The 17,172-nt window shown below is 69.5% G+C and carries 17 protein-coding genes; 7 read left to right on the top strand and 10 right to left on the bottom strand.

Features of this window, described 5'->3' with window-relative positions; translation table 11 throughout:
- Positions 1-6: 6 nt before the first annotated feature.
- From ACQHIV_RS32595 to ACQHIV_RS32585, 3 genes are read left to right on the top strand one after another with little or no spacing between them, the layout of a single operon-like run.
- Entirely contained in the window at positions 7-1,305 is a 1,299-nt protein-coding gene (locus ACQHIV_RS32595; protein ID WP_427887762.1) for a maleylacetate reductase, read from the top strand.
- A gap of 9 nt (positions 1,306-1,314) precedes the next feature.
- The gene (locus ACQHIV_RS32590; RefSeq protein ID WP_427887761.1) at positions 1,315-2,160 is read left to right on the top strand and encodes a dioxygenase; all 846 of its coding nucleotides are present in this window, start codon (positions 1,315-1,317) and stop codon (positions 2,158-2,160) included.
- The gene (locus ACQHIV_RS32585; protein WP_427887759.1) at positions 2,157-3,887 is read left to right on the top strand and encodes an FAD-dependent monooxygenase; all 1,731 of its coding nucleotides are present in this window, start codon (positions 2,157-2,159) and stop codon (positions 3,885-3,887) included. The genes ACQHIV_RS32590 and ACQHIV_RS32585 overlap by 4 nt, the downstream gene beginning before the upstream one ends.
- Here the strand turns inward: ACQHIV_RS32585 and ACQHIV_RS32580 are convergent.
- From ACQHIV_RS32580 to ACQHIV_RS32570, 3 genes are all read right to left on the bottom strand, one after another.
- Complete coding sequence (locus ACQHIV_RS32580) at positions 3,876-4,061, bottom strand: hypothetical protein (protein WP_380194658.1); 186 nt, start codon at positions 4,059-4,061, stop codon at positions 3,876-3,878. The genes ACQHIV_RS32585 and ACQHIV_RS32580 overlap by 12 nt on opposite strands.
- Positions 4,062-4,153: 92 nt before the next feature.
- On the bottom strand, positions 4,154-5,323 hold the full coding sequence (locus tag ACQHIV_RS32575) for an alpha-amylase family protein (RefSeq protein WP_427887757.1): 1,170 nt from the start codon (positions 5,321-5,323) through the stop codon (positions 4,154-4,156).
- Positions 5,313-6,080: an FUSC family protein gene (locus ACQHIV_RS32570; protein ID WP_427887755.1), complete on the bottom strand. Its 768-nt coding sequence runs from the start codon at positions 6,078-6,080 to the stop codon at positions 5,313-5,315. Before ACQHIV_RS32570 ends, ACQHIV_RS32575 begins: the two co-directional genes overlap by 11 nt.
- A 247-nt stretch (positions 6,081-6,327) precedes the next feature.
- On the opposite strand from ACQHIV_RS32570, the gene ACQHIV_RS32565 reads away from it, so the two are divergent.
- Positions 6,328-6,750 (top strand): MarR family winged helix-turn-helix transcriptional regulator, encoded by a 423-nt coding sequence (locus ACQHIV_RS32565; protein ID WP_427887753.1) that lies wholly within the window; start codon positions 6,328-6,330, stop codon positions 6,748-6,750.
- Here ACQHIV_RS32565 and ACQHIV_RS32560 read toward each other — a convergent pair.
- The gene (locus tag ACQHIV_RS32560; protein WP_427887751.1) at positions 6,732-7,358 is read right to left on the bottom strand and encodes a TrmH family RNA methyltransferase; all 627 of its coding nucleotides are present in this window, start codon (positions 7,356-7,358) and stop codon (positions 6,732-6,734) included. The genes ACQHIV_RS32565 and ACQHIV_RS32560 overlap by 19 nt on opposite strands.
- Before the next feature lie 60 nt (positions 7,359-7,418).
- Between ACQHIV_RS32560 and ACQHIV_RS32555 the strand changes: the two genes are divergently transcribed.
- Complete coding sequence (locus tag ACQHIV_RS32555) at positions 7,419-8,099, top strand: DedA family protein (protein ID WP_427887749.1); 681 nt, start codon at positions 7,419-7,421, stop codon at positions 8,097-8,099.
- Between the two features lie 5 nt (positions 8,100-8,104).
- Here the strand turns inward: ACQHIV_RS32555 and ACQHIV_RS32550 are convergent, their stop codons facing one another.
- The 6 genes from ACQHIV_RS32550 to ACQHIV_RS32525 all read right to left on the bottom strand — a co-directional run bounded on the left by ACQHIV_RS32550 (position 8,105) and on the right by ACQHIV_RS32525 (position 14,820).
- A complete protein-coding gene (locus tag ACQHIV_RS32550) occupies positions 8,105-8,515 on the bottom strand; it encodes a hypothetical protein (protein WP_427887747.1) in 411 nt (136 codons plus the stop codon).
- A gap of 89 nt (positions 8,516-8,604) precedes the next feature.
- Positions 8,605-11,586 (bottom strand): BTAD domain-containing putative transcriptional regulator, encoded by a 2,982-nt coding sequence (locus ACQHIV_RS32545; RefSeq protein ID WP_427887746.1) that lies wholly within the window; start codon positions 11,584-11,586, stop codon positions 8,605-8,607.
- Positions 11,587-11,803: 217 nt separating this feature from the next.
- Positions 11,804-12,694, bottom strand: coding sequence for a LemA family protein (locus tag ACQHIV_RS32540; protein ID WP_427887744.1), 891 nt, complete (start codon positions 12,692-12,694; stop codon positions 11,804-11,806).
- A 210-nt stretch (positions 12,695-12,904) separates the two neighbouring features.
- The gene (locus ACQHIV_RS32535) at positions 12,905-13,627 is read right to left on the bottom strand and encodes a hypothetical protein (RefSeq protein WP_427887743.1); all 723 of its coding nucleotides are present in this window, start codon (positions 13,625-13,627) and stop codon (positions 12,905-12,907) included.
- The gene (gene pyrE, locus ACQHIV_RS32530; protein ID WP_427887741.1) at positions 13,627-14,172 is read right to left on the bottom strand and encodes an orotate phosphoribosyltransferase; all 546 of its coding nucleotides are present in this window, start codon (positions 14,170-14,172) and stop codon (positions 13,627-13,629) included. Before pyrE ends, ACQHIV_RS32535 begins: the two co-directional genes overlap by 1 nt.
- A 30-nt stretch (positions 14,173-14,202) precedes the next feature.
- A complete protein-coding gene (locus ACQHIV_RS32525) occupies positions 14,203-14,820 on the bottom strand; it encodes a class E sortase (protein WP_427887739.1) in 618 nt (205 codons plus the stop codon).
- Positions 14,821-14,904: 84 nt separating this feature from the next.
- Between ACQHIV_RS32525 and tdh the strand changes: the two genes are divergently transcribed.
- On the top strand, positions 14,905-15,954 hold the full coding sequence (tdh, locus tag ACQHIV_RS32520; protein WP_427887737.1) for an L-threonine 3-dehydrogenase: 1,050 nt from the start codon (positions 14,905-14,907) through the stop codon (positions 15,952-15,954).
- Entirely contained in the window at positions 15,954-17,138 is a 1,185-nt protein-coding gene (locus tag ACQHIV_RS32515; RefSeq protein WP_427887735.1) for a glycine C-acetyltransferase, read from the top strand. The genes tdh and ACQHIV_RS32515 overlap by 1 nt, the downstream gene beginning before the upstream one ends.
- Positions 17,139-17,172: the final 34 nt, after the last annotated feature.

Raw genomic sequence — 17,172 nt, 5'->3', positions numbered from 1 at the left:
TAGCCGATGCCTCGTCCAGATGAGTTCGCACCGGGCTCGTTCGTGCACACGTTCTGGCCGGGCCGGGTGGTGTTCGGGCCGGGCACGCTGGCGCGGGTGGGCGACGAGGTGGCGGCTCTCGGCGTACGTCGGGTTCTCGTCGTGGCGACCAACTCCGCCCGGTCCGCGGCCGACGTCGTCCAGCAGCAGCTCGGCGATCGCTTCGCCGGCCGGATCGACGGGGTCGCCCAGCACGTCCCCACCGAGCTCGCGGATGCCGCCCGCACTACCGCCCGAGACCTGAACGCCGACGCAATAGTCGCGATCGGCGGCGGCTCAGCCATCGGCCTCGCAAAAGCAGTAGCCCTCACCAGCGCGCGGGGTGGAGCCGACACGCGCGGCGGCGCCGCCGGCGCGGGAGGGGGTCCGGGCGCGGGAGGGGGTCCGGGCGCGGGAGGGGGTCCGGGCGCGGGAGGGGGTCCGGGCGCGGGAGGGGGTGCGGGAGGAGGCGCGGGCACGGGAGGGGGCGCGGGCGCGGGAGGGGGTGCGGGCGCGGTGCCCGGTGGTGGGGTGGTGGTGCCCGGTGGTGGGGTGGTGGTGCCCGGTGGTGGGGTGGTGGTTGTGGCGGTGCCTACTACCTATGCGGGGTCGGAGATGACGCCGGTGTGGGGGGAGACGGCTGGTGGGAGCAAGACGACGGGGGTGGATTCTCGGGTTTTGCCGCGGGTGGTGGTTTACGACGCGGAGTTGAGTCGGGGGTTGCCGGTGAAGGTGACCGCGGCGAGTGTGGCGAATGCGATCGCCCATTGTGTTGAGGCGGTGTGGACGCCGAAGGCTGATCCTTTGACCGAGGTGATCGCGGTCGAGGGGTTGCGGGCGTTGGGTGCGGGGCTGCGGGCGGTGTTGGTGGAGCCTGGGGATCTGGGGGCTCGGGGGGAGCTCTTGTACGGAGCTTGTCTGGCGGGTTCGGCGCTGGCGACGGCGGGGACGGGACTGCATCACAAGCTGTGTCATTTGCTTGGTGGGACCTACAACTTGCCGCATGCGGAGACGCACGCCGCTGTTCTTCCACAGGTGGCCCGCATAAAAGCTCCCACAGTTCCCCGGAGTGCGGCGCGCCTCGCAGCCGCATTGGACACGGACACCGGCGACGGGTTGGCGCGGGAGTTGTTCGACTTGTTTCAGGGGGCTGGGGTGGCTGTGAGTTTGCGGGAGTTGGGGTTAGGGCGGGGGCAGGTTGATGAGGCGGCTGCGGCGTTCGGGGGTCCAGACGTCGAGGTGGTGCGGGAGATTCTGGTGCGGGCTTGGGATGGTGTGCGGCCTTGAGGAGGGTGGATGGATCTGCAGGATGACGAGCTGACCGACGCGGTCGTGGGCAGTTTCGCGGGCAGTGGAAGTGAGCGCTACAAGGAAGTGATGGGCGCGCTGGTCCGGCACCTGCACGCGTTCGCGCGGGAGGTGGATCTGACCGAGGACGAGTACTTCACCGCGATCGAGTTCCTGACCAGAACGGGCCAGATCTCGACCGGCACGAGGCAGGAGTTCGTGCTGCTGGCGGACGTACTCGGCCTGTCGATGCTCACCGTCGGACTGGGCAACCGGAAGCCCAAGGAGGCCACGCAGTCGACCGTCTTCGGGCCGTTCTTCGTCGAGGGATCGCCCGAGGTGCAACTGGGTGACGACATCTCGAACGGCGCCCCCGGCCAGCCGTGTCTGGTGAGCGGGCGGGTCCTGAACACCAAGGGCGAGCCGATCGCCGGCGCACTGGTCGAGACCTGGCAGGCGGACGAGGACGGGTTCTACGACGTACAGAAGGACCTCGACCGCCCCCAGAACCGCGCACACCTGACAACTGATGCCGACGGCAACTACAAGTTCTGGGCGGTGAAGCCGGTCGCATATCCGATCCCGGACGACGGCCCGGTCGGCGAGCTGCTCCGCGCCGGCGGTCGCGGTCCGATGCGCCCGGCGCACATCCACTTCATGGTCACCGCGCCGGGTTATGCGCGCCTCATCACCCACGTCTTCGCCAACGGCGACGAATACCTCCACACCGACGCCGTGTTCGGCGTCAAACAGTCCCTGATCGCGGACTTCGTCGAGCATCACGAAGACGGCAAGACCTACTACACGGTCGATTACGACCTGGTACTCGCGACCATCGAGGAGACTCGGCAATGATCACCACCGATGTGCTGATCGTCGGCAGCGGCCCGGCCGGTGGCGCCGCCTCGCTGTTCCTCTCGACGTACGGCGTCGACAACATCGTGCTCACCCGGTACGGCTGGACCGCCAACACGCCCCGCGCCCACATCACCAACCAGCGCACGGTCGAGCTGATGCGCGACATGGGCATCGAGGACGAGGTCACCGGCAAGGGCACCGCCCACGACCTGATGGGCCAGACCGCGTTCTGCACCAGTCTCGCGGGCGAGGAGATCGGCCGGATCCGTACCTGGGGTACGCATCCGCGCCGGCTCGCCGACTACACCGAGGCGAGTCCGTGCCTGCCGATGGACCTCCCGCAGACGCTGTTCGAGCCGATCCTCGTCAGTACGGCGGCCGCCCGCGGCGCGCGCCTCCGGTTCAACACGGAGTACGAGACGCTCGAGCAGGACGCGGACGGCGTGACCGCGACGGTACGGGATCGGCTGAGCGGTACGACGTACCAGATCCGGGCGAAGTACCTGATCGGCGCGGACGGCGGGCGGAGCAAGGTGGCGCAGGACATCGGGCTGCCGATGGCCGGCGCGATGGACATCGAGGGGTCGATGAACATCGTGTTCGAGGCGGACCTCAGCCGGTACGTCGCGCATCGCCCGAGCGTCCTGTACTGGGTTCTGCAGCCGGGCGCGCAGATCGGCGGGATCGGCGCCGGCCTGGTCCGCATGGTCCGCCCGTGGAACGAGTGGCTGATCGTCTGGGGCTACGACATCGCCCAGCCCGCACCCGTGGTCGACGAGGCGATGGCGACCGAGATCGTCCACAACCTGGTCGGCGACGACACGATCGACGTGAAGCTGAAAGGTACGTCGGTCTGGAGCGTCAACCACATGTACGCCGAGAAGGCCAGCGCCAACAGGGTGTTCTGCATGGGCGACGCGATCCACCGTCATCCGCCGAGCAACGGTCTCGGCTCGAACACGTCGATCCAGGACGCGTACAACCTGGCCTGGAAACTCGCACTGGTCGTCAAAGGCCAGGCCTCACCACAGCTGCTCGAGAGCTACGACGCCGAACGCGTCCCGATCGCCAAGCAGATCGTTGACCGCGCCAACAAGAGCCGGACGCAGTTCGGCCAGATCTTCCGTGCGCTCGGCATGACGCCGGACGCCCCGCCCGGGTGGACGATCGAGTCCCGCAAGGACGACACTCCGGACGCCGCCGCGCAGCGCGAGGAGCTGCGCAAGGCGATCGAGCTCAAGGACTACGAGTTCAACGCCCACGGTGTCGAGCTCGGGCAGCGGTACACGTCGTCGGCCGTCATCCCGGACGGCACGCCGGAGCCGTCGTACGCGCAGGATCCCGAGTTGTACTACCACCCGACCACCTGGCCGGGCGCCCGGATCCCGCACTGCTGGCTGACCCGCGGGTCCGAGACCGTCAGCACGCTGGACGTGGTCGGCAAGGGCCGGTTCACGCTGCTGACCGGGATCGGTGGCGACGCCTGGGTGAAGGCGGCCCGGTCGGTGTCCGAGCACCTCGGCGTTCCGATCGAACCGCTCGTGATCGGGCCCGGCCGCGAGCTCGAGGACCTGTACGGCGACTGGGCTCGCACGAGGGAGATCCCGGACGCGGGCTGCCTGCTCGTCCGCCCGGACGCGCACATCGCCTACCGCGCGTTCGACCAGCCGGACGACCCGACCGAGACGCTCAGCCAAGCACTCCACCAGCTCCTAGGCCGCTGACGAGGCCTCCGCGTGCAGGATCTTGTCCAGGATCACCGAGATCTCCGCGGTCTCGGCATCCAGGAGCGTGATCAGCGCGACCCGCGACGTCTCGGAGCGCGCTTCCAGCGCCGCCGCGCTCAGCGCGCGCACGGTGCCCAGTTCGTGGATCAGTTCGTCCCACAGTGCGTTCATCGACAAAACCCCCATGTTCCCCATCGCCAACGCAGGGCGACGAGAAGGCCTCACTTCTGTCGTCAGTAACAACGGGACGACCCGGCCGAAGGTTACGAACTCGTCAAGAATTTCCATCCGTTCGCCGGGACCACCGGCGTGTCGGCGAGCGGAAACTGCTGGTCCTGATCCGACACGTTGAGCAACACCAGAACCCACTCGTCACCGTACGTACTCCGCAGCGCGATCGTGGTGTTGGTCAGATGCTCCACAGACGCCCGGGCCCGCACCAGCCACGGGTGACGCCGCCGTACGCCGATCAGCTCCTGGTGCAGCCGGTACGTCGGCCACCCGTACGGCGCCAGCTCGTCCGGACCGGCGGGGAACGCCGGCCGGATCGCGTCGTCCCCGCCGGCGCGCTCCTCCTTGACGCCGCGGAACGCCTGCTCGTCCCCCGCATACACACTCGGTACGCCGCCGACCGCGAACAGGATCGCCAACGCATGACCAAGGTGGCGCTCGTCCTCCAGACGAGAAGCCAGCCGGGTCACGTCGTGGTTCCCGACGAACGTCTGCGGCACGAAGGTCTCCAGCAGCGCGTTGTGCCGCCCGAGCGCATACGACAGCTCGTAGAAGTTGCGGTCGTTCAACGAACTCCAGATCGCCTTCCACAGCTCGTACTGCGTGACGGAATCGAGCCCGCTCTTCTCGACGTACGCCGCGTAGTCGCCGTGGATCACCTCACCGAAGTACCAGACGTCCTTGTCCCGCGGCAGCGCGGAACGCCAGAACTCGGGCGGTACGGCGTACGCTGCGTCCAGCCGCCACGCGTCGACGCCGCGGTCGTTCCAGTACCGGACGACATCACCGACATAGGCAGCAACTGCCGGGTTGCCGTGGTCCAAGGCCAGCAGGTGCTCATGTCCCTCGAAGACGTCACCGCGGAACCACTCCGGGTGCGTGAACGACCGCGCGACGTGGTTGAAGACGCCGTCGAGCGCGACCCGGAGACCGCGGGCGTGCGCGGCGGCGATCAGCCGGTCGAAGTCGGCGTTGTCGCCGAGGCGGGGGTCGATGCTGAAGTGGTCGACCGTGTCGTACCCATGGGTCTCCGAGGCGAAGACCGGCCCGAGGAGCAGCCCCGAGCAGCCGAGGTCGACCGCGTACTCGAGCCAGTTCTCCACCTGGGGCAGGCGATGCACGACGCCCGGCACCGCGGCGGGCTCGGCCCCGGTGAAGCCGAGCGGGTACAGGTGCCACCAGATCGCGTGGTCAGGCCACATGACGCCTCCTCAGCATCAGCGTAGGGATGATCGCGAGCAGGCAGCCGATCACGGTGTCGGCCAGGCGGTACCCGACCGTCGAGAGTTCCGGCGTACGGCCGAGATCCATCAGCAGGACGACCAACGGGGTCATGATCGTCGCGTACGCGGCGTAGTTGCGCTCCTTCAGCAACGGCCGCAGACCGGCGAGTACGCCGACCACCGCGACGATCAGCCAGGACGGTGGGACCCAGAGGACGAGCACGCCGCCGAGCAGTACGCCGGCGCAGGTACCCAGGCAGCGTTGCGTTGCCCGGAGCAACGATCCGCCGCGGCGCCGGACCACGATCACCACGGCGAGTGCGATCCAGTACGACTTCTCCTGGTGCCAGACCACGCCGATCGTCAGCGCGACCGCCAGCGGCGGGACGAGCCGCACGGCGTACTGCCAGCCGTCGAAGGCGCGGAGGTTCCGCAGCCAGCGCCGCCAGAGCTGCCGGTACGTCGGCGCGCTCGCTTCAGGCGTCGACGGCTGGGCGAGTGACAGCACGATCGCCCAGAGCACACCGACCGCGAACCACCGCGCGACCTCCCACCCGTCGGCCCCACCGAAGCCGGTCGCCATCACGAGGAACGTGACGAACCGCGCTGCCGCGTCCGCCGTCTCCCGGCTGAACCCACCACCCACAGCCGCCACCAGGGCAAGCCCGACGACCACCACCACAGCGAGCCAGCCTCGCCCGCCGACGAAGGCTCCGAGCGCAGCGGCACCGGTCAACAGCACCCCGAGCCGAGACCACCGCCCCACGGAGAGCCGGCCGGACGGAATCGCGAGAGCGCCAAGGGCAGCAAAGGACGCTTGCACAAGATGCCCGGTGGCCACGCCGTAGGTAACAGGCCCAGCCATGGCGAGGGCGGCCGTGACCGAGTGGGCCCGAGGAACAACTGTCTCTCGCGACCAGGCGTACACGCTCATAATAAGCTAAGCTTAACATTTGCCAGCGGTCAGATACGGAGAACAATAAGTGGAAGCGTATGAAACAGCGGTCGCCCTCAGGCGAGCCAGTACGCGGTTGGCGCTACGACTCCGCGCCGAGCGCACCGGCGACGGGCTCGGCAGTACGGGCGTCGCCGTACTCGGTCAGCTGCACCGTCACGGGAGCCTGACGGCGAGCGAGATCGCCAAGGCCGAGCGGGTCCAGCCGCAATCGCTGACGCGCGTGCTGACCAGCCTGGAAGAGCAGGACCTGATCAACCGCCGGCAGGATCCACACGATCGGCGCCGGCAGACGATCGAGCTCACGGGGACCGGGCGGGCGTTGCTCAAGGAGCACGTGAAGAGTTCCGACGACTGGCTGGCGGAGGCGATCGCGGAGCGGCTCAATCCGACGGAACAGGCCGTCCTTCAGTTGGCCACCAACATCCTGGATCAGCTGCTCGACGGCTGACCGAAGGTGTGGCGGCGGATCCAGGCGTGCATGGCGATCGCGGCGGCGGCGCTGGCGTTGATGGAGCGGGTGGAGCCGAACTGCGCGATCGAGAGGACGGATGTGCAGACCTGGTGGGCCTCAGCCGTCAGCCCGGGACCCTCCTGGCCGAAGAGCAGGATGCAGGCCGCAGGTAGTTCGTAGGTCTCCAGCGGCACCGAGCCCGGCAGGTTGTCGATGCCGATCACCGGTAGGTCGTTCTCGGCGGCAAAACCAGCCAGGTCGGGCAGTGTTGGGTGATGGCGGACGTGTTGGTAGCGGTCGGTGACCATCGCGCCACGGCGGTTCCACTTGCGGTTGCCGACGATGTGGACCTCGGCGGCCAGGAAGGCGTTCGCGGTCCGCACCACCGAGCCGATGTTCAGGTCGTGCTGCCAGTTCTCGATCGCGACGTGGAACGGGTTTCGCTGCCCGTCCAGGTCGGCGACGATCGCCTCCAGCTTCCAGTACCGGTACTTGTCCACGACGTTGCGCCGGTCACCGTGCGCGAGCAGCTCGGGATCGAGCCGCGGGTCGTCGGGCAGATCGCCCGTCCACGGGCCCACGCCAACCTCGTTCGGGCCTACCATGTCGGCTCCACGTACGTCACTGCTCAGCTCGTGCACAGGTGGGGACGCTACCCTGTCCGCGTGCTTCCTCTTGTCGCGATGCTGATGCCCTCCTGGATGAACCCGGAGTACCTGCTGAACTGGCTGGGTGACTGGGCCCTCTGGGGCACGCTGGTCGTGGTGTTCATCGAGTGCGGGGTGCTCTTCCCGATCCTGCCCGGTGACTCGCTGCTGTTCGCGGTCGGCCTGTTCATCGCGCAGGGAACGATCCACGTGCCGCTCTGGCTGGCCTGCGTGCTGCTCACGGTGGCCGCGTTCCTCGGCAACGTGTCCGGCTACTACATCGGCCGGTTCCTCGGTACGTCGCTGTTCAAGAACCCGGACGCCCGGTTCCTGAAACCGAAGTACATCGAGCAGACGCACGAGTTCTTCGACCGGTACGGCCCGCGGGCGCTGGTGCTGGCCCGCTTCGTGCCTATCGTCCGGACGTTCATCACGATCGTCGCCGGTGCGGGCCGGATGGACCCGAAGAAGTTCTTCCTGTGGACCGGGGTCGGCGCGGTGATCTGGGCGCCGGGCATCACGCTGCTCGGGCACGCGCTCGGCAACGTCGAGTTCATCCACAAGAACCTCGAGGCCGCGCTCGTCCTGCTGGTGCTGATCTCGCTGATCCCGATGTTCGTCGAGTACTTCCTCGCCCGGCGGCGCAACCGCAACAAGAACGCCGCCACCGGCGACGCACCGAAGCACGCCGCCCGCTGACCTGGCTAGTGCCCGAACGGGAAGTACGGCTCCGACCAGACCCAGTCGGTGCTGAGCAGCCGCAGCTCGGCGATCTCCACCGGACCGGTCGGTAGCGGGCCGACCACCTGACCGGCGCCGAGTGAACAGGCCACCCGGATCCGGTCAGCCGCCTGGTACCAGACCAGCGCCCCCCGTGGCGCGGCCCCTTCGCGGAGCAGGGCGTGGTGGTCGAGCCAACTCACCGCGTCGGCCGCGTCGTGCCAGCCGCTGTCGTGCGCGTAGCCGAAGGCCATCCGCTGGAACTTCAGCGTCCAGTCCTCCCAGGCCGCCGAACCGGCACGTTCGAGCTGCCAGTTCAGCGCCGCCTCGGTGTCCCGCGGGTTTGCCACCCGCGGGACGTTCCGGCGCTCCACGGCAACCTCCCCCCAGGCCATAGGTATCCTCCCCGATCCCCCGTCCTCGGCCGGTCGTGCCGTGGCATGCCACGAATGCTGCCGCGCGGGGATACAGCCGCCGTACATTGCTAGCCGGCCGCGGCACCGGTCTCGGAGCCGACCAGCAGCCGGCGACAGTCCGCGGCGGCCGAGTCGTTGCCTGCCTGGAGCCACACGCGCGCGGCGCGTTCGAGCGTACGGCGGGCGTTGTCCACACTGCCGGTCGACAGGTAGAGCTCCCCGAGGTACTGCGCCGCCTGACCCTCCACGCTGCGGTCCCCCAGCCGGTGGCCGACGTCGATCGCGTCCAGCAGCGTCTTCCGGGACGTCGCCACCTCGCCGCGCTCCATCAGCGCCCGCCCGAGCAGCGCCCGGGTGTACGCCGCGCAGTGGTCGTCGCCCATCCCGTCGAAGATCGCCAGCGCCTTGCGCAGCTGCCGAACCGCCTCGTCGTGCCGGCCCTGGTGGACCCGGAGCGCCGCGATCCGCCGACGTACCTTGGCCTCCCGGTGCGCGTCCGCGCGCCGTACGGCGATCAGGAACGCCTGCGCGAGGTACCTCCGGGCGCCGGCCACGTCGCCGCGGGCCAGGTACACGCCGGCGGCCGCGGTCCGGGCCAGCGCCTCGGCATTCGCGTTGCCGTCCTCGACGAACGCCTCGATCGCCTTCTCGTACTGCGCCAGCCCGGCGTCCCGTTCGCCGCGTTCCCGCAGCCAGGTACCGAGGCCGACGGCCGCGACACCCTCACCGAGCCGGTCGCCGACCTCGGCGAACGCCTGCGCGGCCGCGTCGAAGTGCCGGCGCGCACTGTCCCAGTCGTCCTGGTAGACCGCGAGCTGGCCGAGGTTCCGGTGCATGATCGCCTCGCCGTGCCGGTCCCCGCACTCGATCGCGCTCCGCAGCCCCTGCTGATGCGACCCGTTCCAGTCGTCGAAGCCGGCCCGCAGGTCCAGGTACGGTCCCCAGGCGGCGGCGATCCGCCAGGCGTGCTCGTGCAGCCCGTTCTGCGCCGCGGCCCGGATGGCCGGCACGAACGTACTGCGCTCGCTGTCGAACCAGGCGATCGCGTCGGTCTCGGTGAACGGCGACGGGTCCGGCGCGGTCAGCGGACCGGTGTGCTCGAGGACGCCGAAGTACTCGAACGACAAGGCGTTGTTGGCGCGGCGGATCTTGTTCAGGATCGCGTCGACGACCGTCTCCACGTCCCGGACCGCCTGCGCGCGCTGCTCGTCCGTACCGACCCCGAGCGCGTGCAGCCGGAGCAGGTCGTGCACCCGGTACCGCGCCGTACCGCGGTGGTCGACCGAGCTGATCCGGACCAGGTTGACCTCGATCAGCCGGTCCAGACTGCGCCGTACGGCGGCCGGCGAGGCCACGGCCTCCAGCGCCCGGGCCGAGAAGACGCCGACCGCGAAGTGCCCGATCAACCGGTACAGCCGGGCTTCCTCGGGGCTCAACGCGTCGTAGCTCAGATCGGCACTGGTCCGTACGGCGAGCTCGCCGATGCTGAGCTCGTCCAGCCGGGACGTCTCGTCCCGCAACCGCCGGGCGAGCTCCCGGGCGCTCAGGTCGGGCCGTTGCGCCAGGCGGCTGCCGACGATCCGGATCGCCAGCGGCAGGTTCGCGCAGGCGGCGAGGATCTCCTCGGCCTCCGGCGACGACGGGTCGATCCGGCCGGCGCCCGCGACCGACGCGAGCAGCCGGGCCGCCTCGCGGTCGTCGAACGTGTCGAGCGGAGTGCTGTCCGCGCCGGCCAGGTCCATCAGCCGGTTGCGACTGGTCACGACCACGGCCGACGCACCGGTGCCGGGCATCAGCGGGGTGACCTGGCCGGCCGTGGCCACGTCGTCCAGGATGATCAGCACCCGCCGGCTGGCCAGCTCGGACCGCAGCATCGCCGAGCGCCGCTCCGGATCCGTCGGGATCGCGAAGTCCGGCAGGTTCAGACTGAGCAGCAGGTCGGTGAGCGCACCGGCCGGGTCGCGCGGGTGAGTCGCGCCGTGCATGTCCAGGTAAATCTGGCCGTCCGGGAAGTACTCCCGGACCAGGTGCCCGAGCCGGACGGCCAGTGAGGTCTTGCCGGTGCCAGGTGCACCGGAGATGACAGCCACAGGCGGCCGTACCGGGTCACGGCCACACACCAGGTCCCGCAGCTGTTCCAGGAGCTCCTGGCGTCCGCTGAAGTCAGCCAGGTCCAGGGGCAGTTGGCTAGGCGGCCTGACCGGGTCTTTGAGTTCAGGCGCGGCCATGGGGCCAAGTGGTGCGGATTGGCTCGGACGGTCCGCCGTACGGTCGGCTGGAATGCCCGGGTTGGGCCAGTTGGCCGAACGGCCGTTCTCAGCGCGGGCCCCGGCAGCCTCCAGCTCGGGGCCTGGCTTGATGTCCAACTCGTCGGCAAGGGTCTGCACGGCCTTCGCGTACGCCGCCCGCGCCTCGCCCACCCGGCCCGCGGCAACCAACGCGTCGACCAGGCGCCGCCAGAGCTGCTCGTCGTACGGGTCCTCGGTGAGCCGCGCACTCAGCAGTACGGCGGCACCGCTCGCGTCGCCGTACTCCAGCCGCAGGTCCAGCAGGCTGTCGACCAGGCCGCGGTGCTGCGCCTCCAGGCGGGCGATCGAGCCCTCCCAGGCCGCCGGCATCGGCAGGTCCTCGAGCGGACGGCCGCGCCACAGCGAGTACGCCCGGGACAGCACCTGCATCGCCTGGCGGCCGTCACCGGCGTCCCGCAGGTGCCCGCCCTCGGCGAGCAGCGACTCGAACAGGCTGGCGTCGAGCTCGTCGACGCCCACCTCGATGCTGTAGCCGGCCGCCGACGTGTCGATCGGGGCGGGCAGCCCGGCGTCCTGCAGCACCCCGCGGAGCGCGCGGACGTACGTCCGGATGTTGGCGGTGGCCGACCGCGGCGGGGTGGTCTCCCAGAGCGCGTCCGCGATCAGGTCGGTGGAGACGAACCGGTTCGGGTGCAGCAGCAGGGTAGCGAGCAGCTGCCGCGGTTTCGCGGCCTTCAGCGGCTGTCCCTGGGCGTGGACGAGCCGCAGAGGTCCGAGGATCCCGTACCTCAGACTGTCCACACGCTCGACCTCTCCACTCTTGAACCGACCTATCGTGGCATCCCGCCCGGCCCGGCGTGAAGGCCGATGTACGCCGGATGTATGTCACTGCGACAGAGTTCTCACAGGTACCGGGGGGAGGACAGGCCCGGCGGTGGCGACTTGACCGCCGTCACACCGGGCCTGGCACTGGGAGCGAGTCCGGGATCGGGGGACCTGGACCACGGGGAACCGGTGCCTACTGGCCACCGGTGAATGGCGGCTGACCGTCCTGTGGCGCGGGGGAACCCGCAGGCGGCCCGCCCACCGGTGGCTCTCCCTGGTACCCCTGCTGCGGCTGCGGGGCCGGGTAGCCGCCCTGCCCCTGCTGACCCTGGTACGGCGCCTGCTGCGGCTGCTGAGCCGGCGGCTGCTGCTGGTAGGGCTGCTGCGGGATCTGCTGCTGCGGGTAGCCCTGCTGGTAGTTGCCCTGGTCACCCGGCATCTGCGGGTGGATCTGGCCCGACGACGGGGCGCCCGGCTGCATCTGCGGCGGCGCCTGCTCGCCGGCGACCGAGCCGATCGTGCCGAACGAGACCTGCGGGACCGCGCGGACCGACTCGTCCTTGACCTCGAAGTACCCGGCCTTCTCGAACTTGAAGCCGTTCGCGATCAGGTTCGACGGGAACGCCTCGATCCGGGTGTTGTAGTCGCCGACGTTCGCGTTGTAGAACCTGCGGCCGGCCGCGATCCGGTCCTCGGTGTCGGTCAGCTCACGCTGCAGGCCGAGGAAGTTCTGGTTCGACTGCAGCTGCGGGTACTGCTCGACCGAGATCATCATCTGGCGCAGCGCGCCGGACAGCTCACCCTCCGCGGCGGCCCGCTGCTCCGGGTTCGCGCCCTGGGTGTTCACCGCCTGGGTCCGCAGCCGCGCGACCTCCTCGAACACGTGCCGCTCGTGCGCGGCGTACGCCCGGACGGTCTCGACCAGGTTCGGGATCAGGTCGTACCGGCGGTGCAGCTCGACGTCGATCTGCCGCCACGACTCCTGGATCAGGTTCCGCTGCTTGACGAACCGGTTGTACGACGTGATCAGCATGATCGCCACGATGACGACGACCGCGACGATCGCGATGATGACCCAAAGCATGACAAGAGCTCCCGAGAGTTGGCAGTGCTGTACGCGACTCTACGGGTAGGGGGTGTCTTGCGGGTTCACGTCGTAGCGAGGAGGTGCTCGGTGCGGTAGCTCGGCGTGCGGGGGCGAAGGTCTCGATGCGGAGCATCGTGGCCTTTGCACCCGTGCGGCGAGGTGCCGTGCCGAGTGCCCCGCAGTAGGCGTGAACCCGCAAGACACCCCCTACGTGGGTCCGCTCGGTGGTTGCTGCGGACGGGGATCGACGCCCGCGTAGTCGCGCCAGACGTACTGCGGGACCTGCTGGACCACCTGCTCCAGCAGCGACAACCGGTTCAGCACCTCGTTCGGGTCGTGTGCGCCCCGGTCCCACCCGACCAGCGAGTTGCCCTCGATCCGCCAGCCGATCTCGCCGCGGGCCAGCAGCAGCTCCATCATCCGAGGCGTCACCACCGCGTGCCCGAACCGCTCGTCGTCGGCCTTCACCCGGAACGCCCGGTTGAACTGGTCGCTCTCGAACTGCAGGTCCCGGAACCCGAGCGCGTTCGCGACCGCGCCGCCGAAGATGCCCTCGTGCGTGACCTCCAGGTGCGGCAGCGCCCCCGGCAGCTGCAGCACGACCACGCCGAACTTGTGCGTGGTCGTCGTACGGCGGCCCTTCGAGTCGGTCGAATGCGTCTGGTAGCTGTAGTCGAAGGCAACCATCTGGTGCCCGTTGAACGGCCCGGACAGCACGTTCTTGACGCGCCAGTTGTCGCCCGTCTGGAACGGCGTACCGCCCCACTGACCGGCCAGCGACGGGTTGGACTCCAGGTACTGCCAGCCGCGCTGGGCGGCGAACCCGGCGAACAGCTCGCGGCGCTTCTTCGCCCGGTAGTAGTTGAAGTAGAAGAGACCGCCGCAGACGACGAGTGCGACCAGGAAGATCAGGATCGTGCTGGACCGCATCAGCTCAGCCCCAGGTCCTCGAGGCCGAACACGGAGCGGTATTCCAGCCCTTCCGCTTCGACCCGTTCCTGGGCGCCGGTCGCGCGGTCCACGATCACCGCGACCGCGACCACCTCGGCGCCGGCCTCGCGGAGCGCCTCGACCGCGGTCAGCACCGAGCCACCGGTCGTCGACGTGTCCTCGACCGCGAGCACCCGGCGGCCCTGCACGTCGGGTCCCTCGATCCGCCGCTGCAGACCGTGCGTCTTCTCGGCCTTCCGTACGACGAACGCGTCGAGCGTGCGGCCCTGCTGGGCGGCGGCGTGCAGCATCGACATCGCGACCGGGTCCGCGCCGAGTGTCAGGCCGCCGACCGCGTCGTACTCCAGGTCGTTCGTCAGCTCGAGCATCGCCGTGCCGATCAGCGGTGCCGCGGCCGCGTCGAGCGTGATCCGCCGCAGGTCGACGTAGTAGTCGGCCTCCTTACCGGAAGCCAGCGTCACCTTCCCGTGCACGATGGCCTTGCTCTTGACCTGCTCCAGCAGTCCGTCCCGGTCGTAGCTCATGAGCCTTGAGCTTAGATGACGGCCGGTCCGCTACTTCTTGCTGACCTTCACCAGGTGGCCGAACGCGACCGAGCGGTCCGGGGAGTGGAACAGGTCCTGGCAGGTGGTCAGCGTGATGATCGAACGGGTCGGGGCGGTACGCCGGCCCGGGACCGGGTCGAGGACCCAGCCGTCGGACGGCTTCACGGTCAGGTCGCGGGGCGAGCCGTCCAGCGCGTACGTGTAGACGGCCTCGGCGGTCTCGACCACGATCTGGTCGCCGCGCTGCAGTTCGAGCAGCTTCCGGAACGGCGAGCCGTGCGTGACCCGGTGCCCGGCGATCGCGAAGTTCCCCGGCCGGCCGGGCAGCTGGGTCTGTGGATAGTGCCCGATCCCGCGCGCCAGGTCGTCCGCGCCGACGCCTTCCACGATCGGCTTCTCCCAGTCCGCCCCGAACCGCGGGATCCGCAACAACGCGAGCGGCTGCCCCACCTCGGCGGTCACCGGGGCGGACGGCTTCCGCCACTCCTCGCGGAGCGTCTCCTCGGCGTTCCCCATCTGCTGGTTCGCCGCGATCCCGGTCCCGAAGTACTGCCACCCGATCCACCCGAGCACCCCGAGCCCACCCAGCAGGAACACAATCCCGAGTCCCCTGATCACTCCCCGCACACGGCTAAGTATGCAGCTCTGCTGCAAAGGCTGTGTACGACGTGTCGATGGACGCCGGTGGTTGCCCAGGACGACGATGTGGCCATGAAGGCGCTTGTGAAGGCCGAGGCGAAGCCCGGTCTGTGGTTGCAGGACGTACCCGAGCCGAAGATCGAGGCCGACGAGGTACTGATCAAGGTCCTCCGCACCGGGTTGTGCGGCACCGACCTGCACATCCAGAACTGGGACCCGTGGGCGCAGAAGAACGTGCCGGTGCCGATGGTGACCGGGCACGAGTTCTGCGGCGAGGTGGTCGAGGTCGGCGTCGGGGTCCGCGACGTCGCGGTCGGTGACCTGGTCAGCGGCGAGGGCCACCTGGTCTGCGGCCGCTGCCGGAACTGCCGCGCCGGCCGCCGGCACCTCTGCATCAAGACCCGCGGCCTCGGCGTCCACGTACCGGGCGCGTTCGCGGAGTACGTCGCCCTGCCCGCCACGAACGCGTGGGTCCACAAGGACCCGGTCGACCTCGACGTCGCCGCGGTGTTCGACCCGTTCGGGAACGCCGTACACACGGCCCTGTCGTTCCCGCTGGTCGGCGAGGACGTGCTGATCACCGGCGCCGGGCCGATCGGCGTGATGGCCGCCGCGGTCGCGCTGCACGCCGGTGCGCGGAACGTGGTGATCACGGACCTGTCGGAGTACCGGCTGGACCTGGCCCGGAAGATCGGCGTCACCCGCGCGGTGAACGTCGGCGAGGAAACGATCGCGCAGGCCCAGCAGAGCCTCGGGATGCGCGAGGGCTTCGACGTCGGGATGGAGATGTCCGGGCAGCCGGCCGCGCTCCGGGAGCTGCTCGCGAACATGACCCACGGCGGCAAGGTCGCGATGCTCGGGCTGCCGGCCGACGAGATCGCGATCGACTGGGGCACCGTGGTGCTCAACATGCTGACGATCAAGGGCATCTACGGCCGGGAGATGTTCGAGACCTGGTACTCGATGTCGGTGATGCTGGAGCGCGGCCTGGACCTGACGCCGGTGATCACCCACCGGTTCGGGTACGGCGACTTCGAGCGCGCGTTCGACGTCGCGCGGCAGGGGCAGTGCGGCAAGGTGATCATGGACTGGACGACGGAATCCCTGGAGGAGAAGCACTGATGTTCGGGCGGATGCGGGACGACCTGACGACGACCATCGGCGAGATCCGGGACGCCGGGCTGTACAAGTCCGAGCGGGTGATCACGTCGCCGCAGCAGTCGCTGATCTCGGTTGCCAGCGGCAACGAGGTGCTGAACTTCTGCGCGAACAACTACCTTGGGCTGTCCGACCACCCCGACGTCGTCGCGGCGGCGAAGGAGGCGCTGGACCGGTGGGGCTTCGGGCTCTCCTCGGTGCGCTTCATCTGCGGCACGCAGCAGATCCACAAGGACCTGGAAGGTGCCCTGAGCAACTTCCTCGGCACCGAGGACACCATCCTCTACAGCTCCTGCTTCGACGCGAACGGCGGCCTGTTCGAGACGCTGCTCGGCGCTGAGGACGCGACCATCTCCGACGAGCTGAACCACGCCAGCATCATCGACGGCGTCCGGCTCTCGAAGGCTCGCCGCTACCGCTACAAGAACCGGGACATGGCCGATCTGGAGGCGCAGCTCAAGGACGCCGCCGACGCGCGGTACCGGCTGATCGCCACCGACGGCGTGTTCTCGATGGACGGGTACGTCGCCCCGCTGGACGAGATCTGCGACCTGGCCGAACGGTACGACGCGCTCGTGATGGTCGACGACTCGCACGCGGTCGGCTTCGTCGGCCCGGACGGCGCCGGTACGCCGTCGCTGTTCGGCGTGAAGGACCGCGTCGACATCGTCACCGGCACGCTCGGCAAGGCCCTCGGCGGTGCGTCCGGCGGCTACGTCTCCGCCCGCCGCGAGATCGTCGAACTGCTCCGGCAGCGTTCCCGCCCGTACCTGTTCTCGAACTCGCTCGCCCCGGCCGTCACCGCCGCGTCGCTGAAGGCGCTGGAGCTGATCGGTACGTCGAGCACCCTCCGCGACAAGCTCGCCGCCAACACCGCGCTCTTCCGCACCAAGATGACCGAGGCCGGCTTCGACGTACTCCCCGGCGACCACCCGATCTCCCCGGTGATGATCGGTGACGCCGCGGCCGCGGGACGGCTCGCGGACAAGCTGCTCGACCTCGGGATCTACGTGATCGGCTTCTCGTATCCCGTCGTACCGCAGGGCAAGGCGCGCATCCGGGTGCAGCTGTCCGCGGCACACTCGACCGAGGACGTGGAGCGCGCGATCGCGGCGTTCGTCGAGGCCCGGAACGCGTTGGCCGAATAGGCGTGCGGGCCCGCTAGAGTTGCCCGGTCCGTCC

This window comes from Kribbella polygonati, from assembly GCF_050320105.1.
GTDB lineage: Bacteria > Actinomycetota > Actinomycetes > Propionibacteriales > Kribbellaceae > Kribbella.
This window is presented reverse-complemented; position numbering and strand designations above follow the sequence as displayed.

Coding starts and splice junctions, on each gene's coding strand:
- ACQHIV_RS32575 (WP_427887757.1), bottom strand. CDS start 5,323: ATGTGGCCTGACCACGCGATCTGGTGGCACCTGTACCCGCTCGGCTTC.
- ACQHIV_RS32540 (WP_427887744.1), bottom strand. CDS start 12,694: ATGCTTTGGGTCATCATCGCGATCGTCGCGGTCGTCGTCATCGTGGCG.
- ACQHIV_RS32580 (WP_380194658.1), bottom strand. CDS start 4,061: ATGAACGCACTGTGGGACGAACTGATCCACGAACTGGGCACCGTGCGC.
- ACQHIV_RS32535 (WP_427887743.1), bottom strand. CDS start 13,627: ATGCGGTCCAGCACGATCCTGATCTTCCTGGTCGCACTCGTCGTCTGC.
- ACQHIV_RS32550 (WP_427887747.1), bottom strand. CDS start 8,515: ATGGCCTGGGGGGAGGTTGCCGTGGAGCGCCGGAACGTCCCGCGGGTG.
- ACQHIV_RS32515 (WP_427887735.1), top strand. CDS start 15,954: ATGTTCGGGCGGATGCGGGACGACCTGACGACGACCATCGGCGAGATC.
- ACQHIV_RS32590 (WP_427887761.1), top strand. CDS start 1,315: ATGGATCTGCAGGATGACGAGCTGACCGACGCGGTCGTGGGCAGTTTC.
- tdh (WP_427887737.1), top strand. CDS start 14,905: ATGAAGGCGCTTGTGAAGGCCGAGGCGAAGCCCGGTCTGTGGTTGCAG.
- ACQHIV_RS32595 (WP_427887762.1), top strand. CDS start 7: ATGCCTCGTCCAGATGAGTTCGCACCGGGCTCGTTCGTGCACACGTTC.
- pyrE (WP_427887741.1), bottom strand. CDS start 14,172: ATGAGCTACGACCGGGACGGACTGCTGGAGCAGGTCAAGAGCAAGGCC.
- ACQHIV_RS32585 (WP_427887759.1), top strand. CDS start 2,157: ATGATCACCACCGATGTGCTGATCGTCGGCAGCGGCCCGGCCGGTGGC.
- ACQHIV_RS32560 (WP_427887751.1), bottom strand. CDS start 7,358: ATGGTAGGCCCGAACGAGGTTGGCGTGGGCCCGTGGACGGGCGATCTG.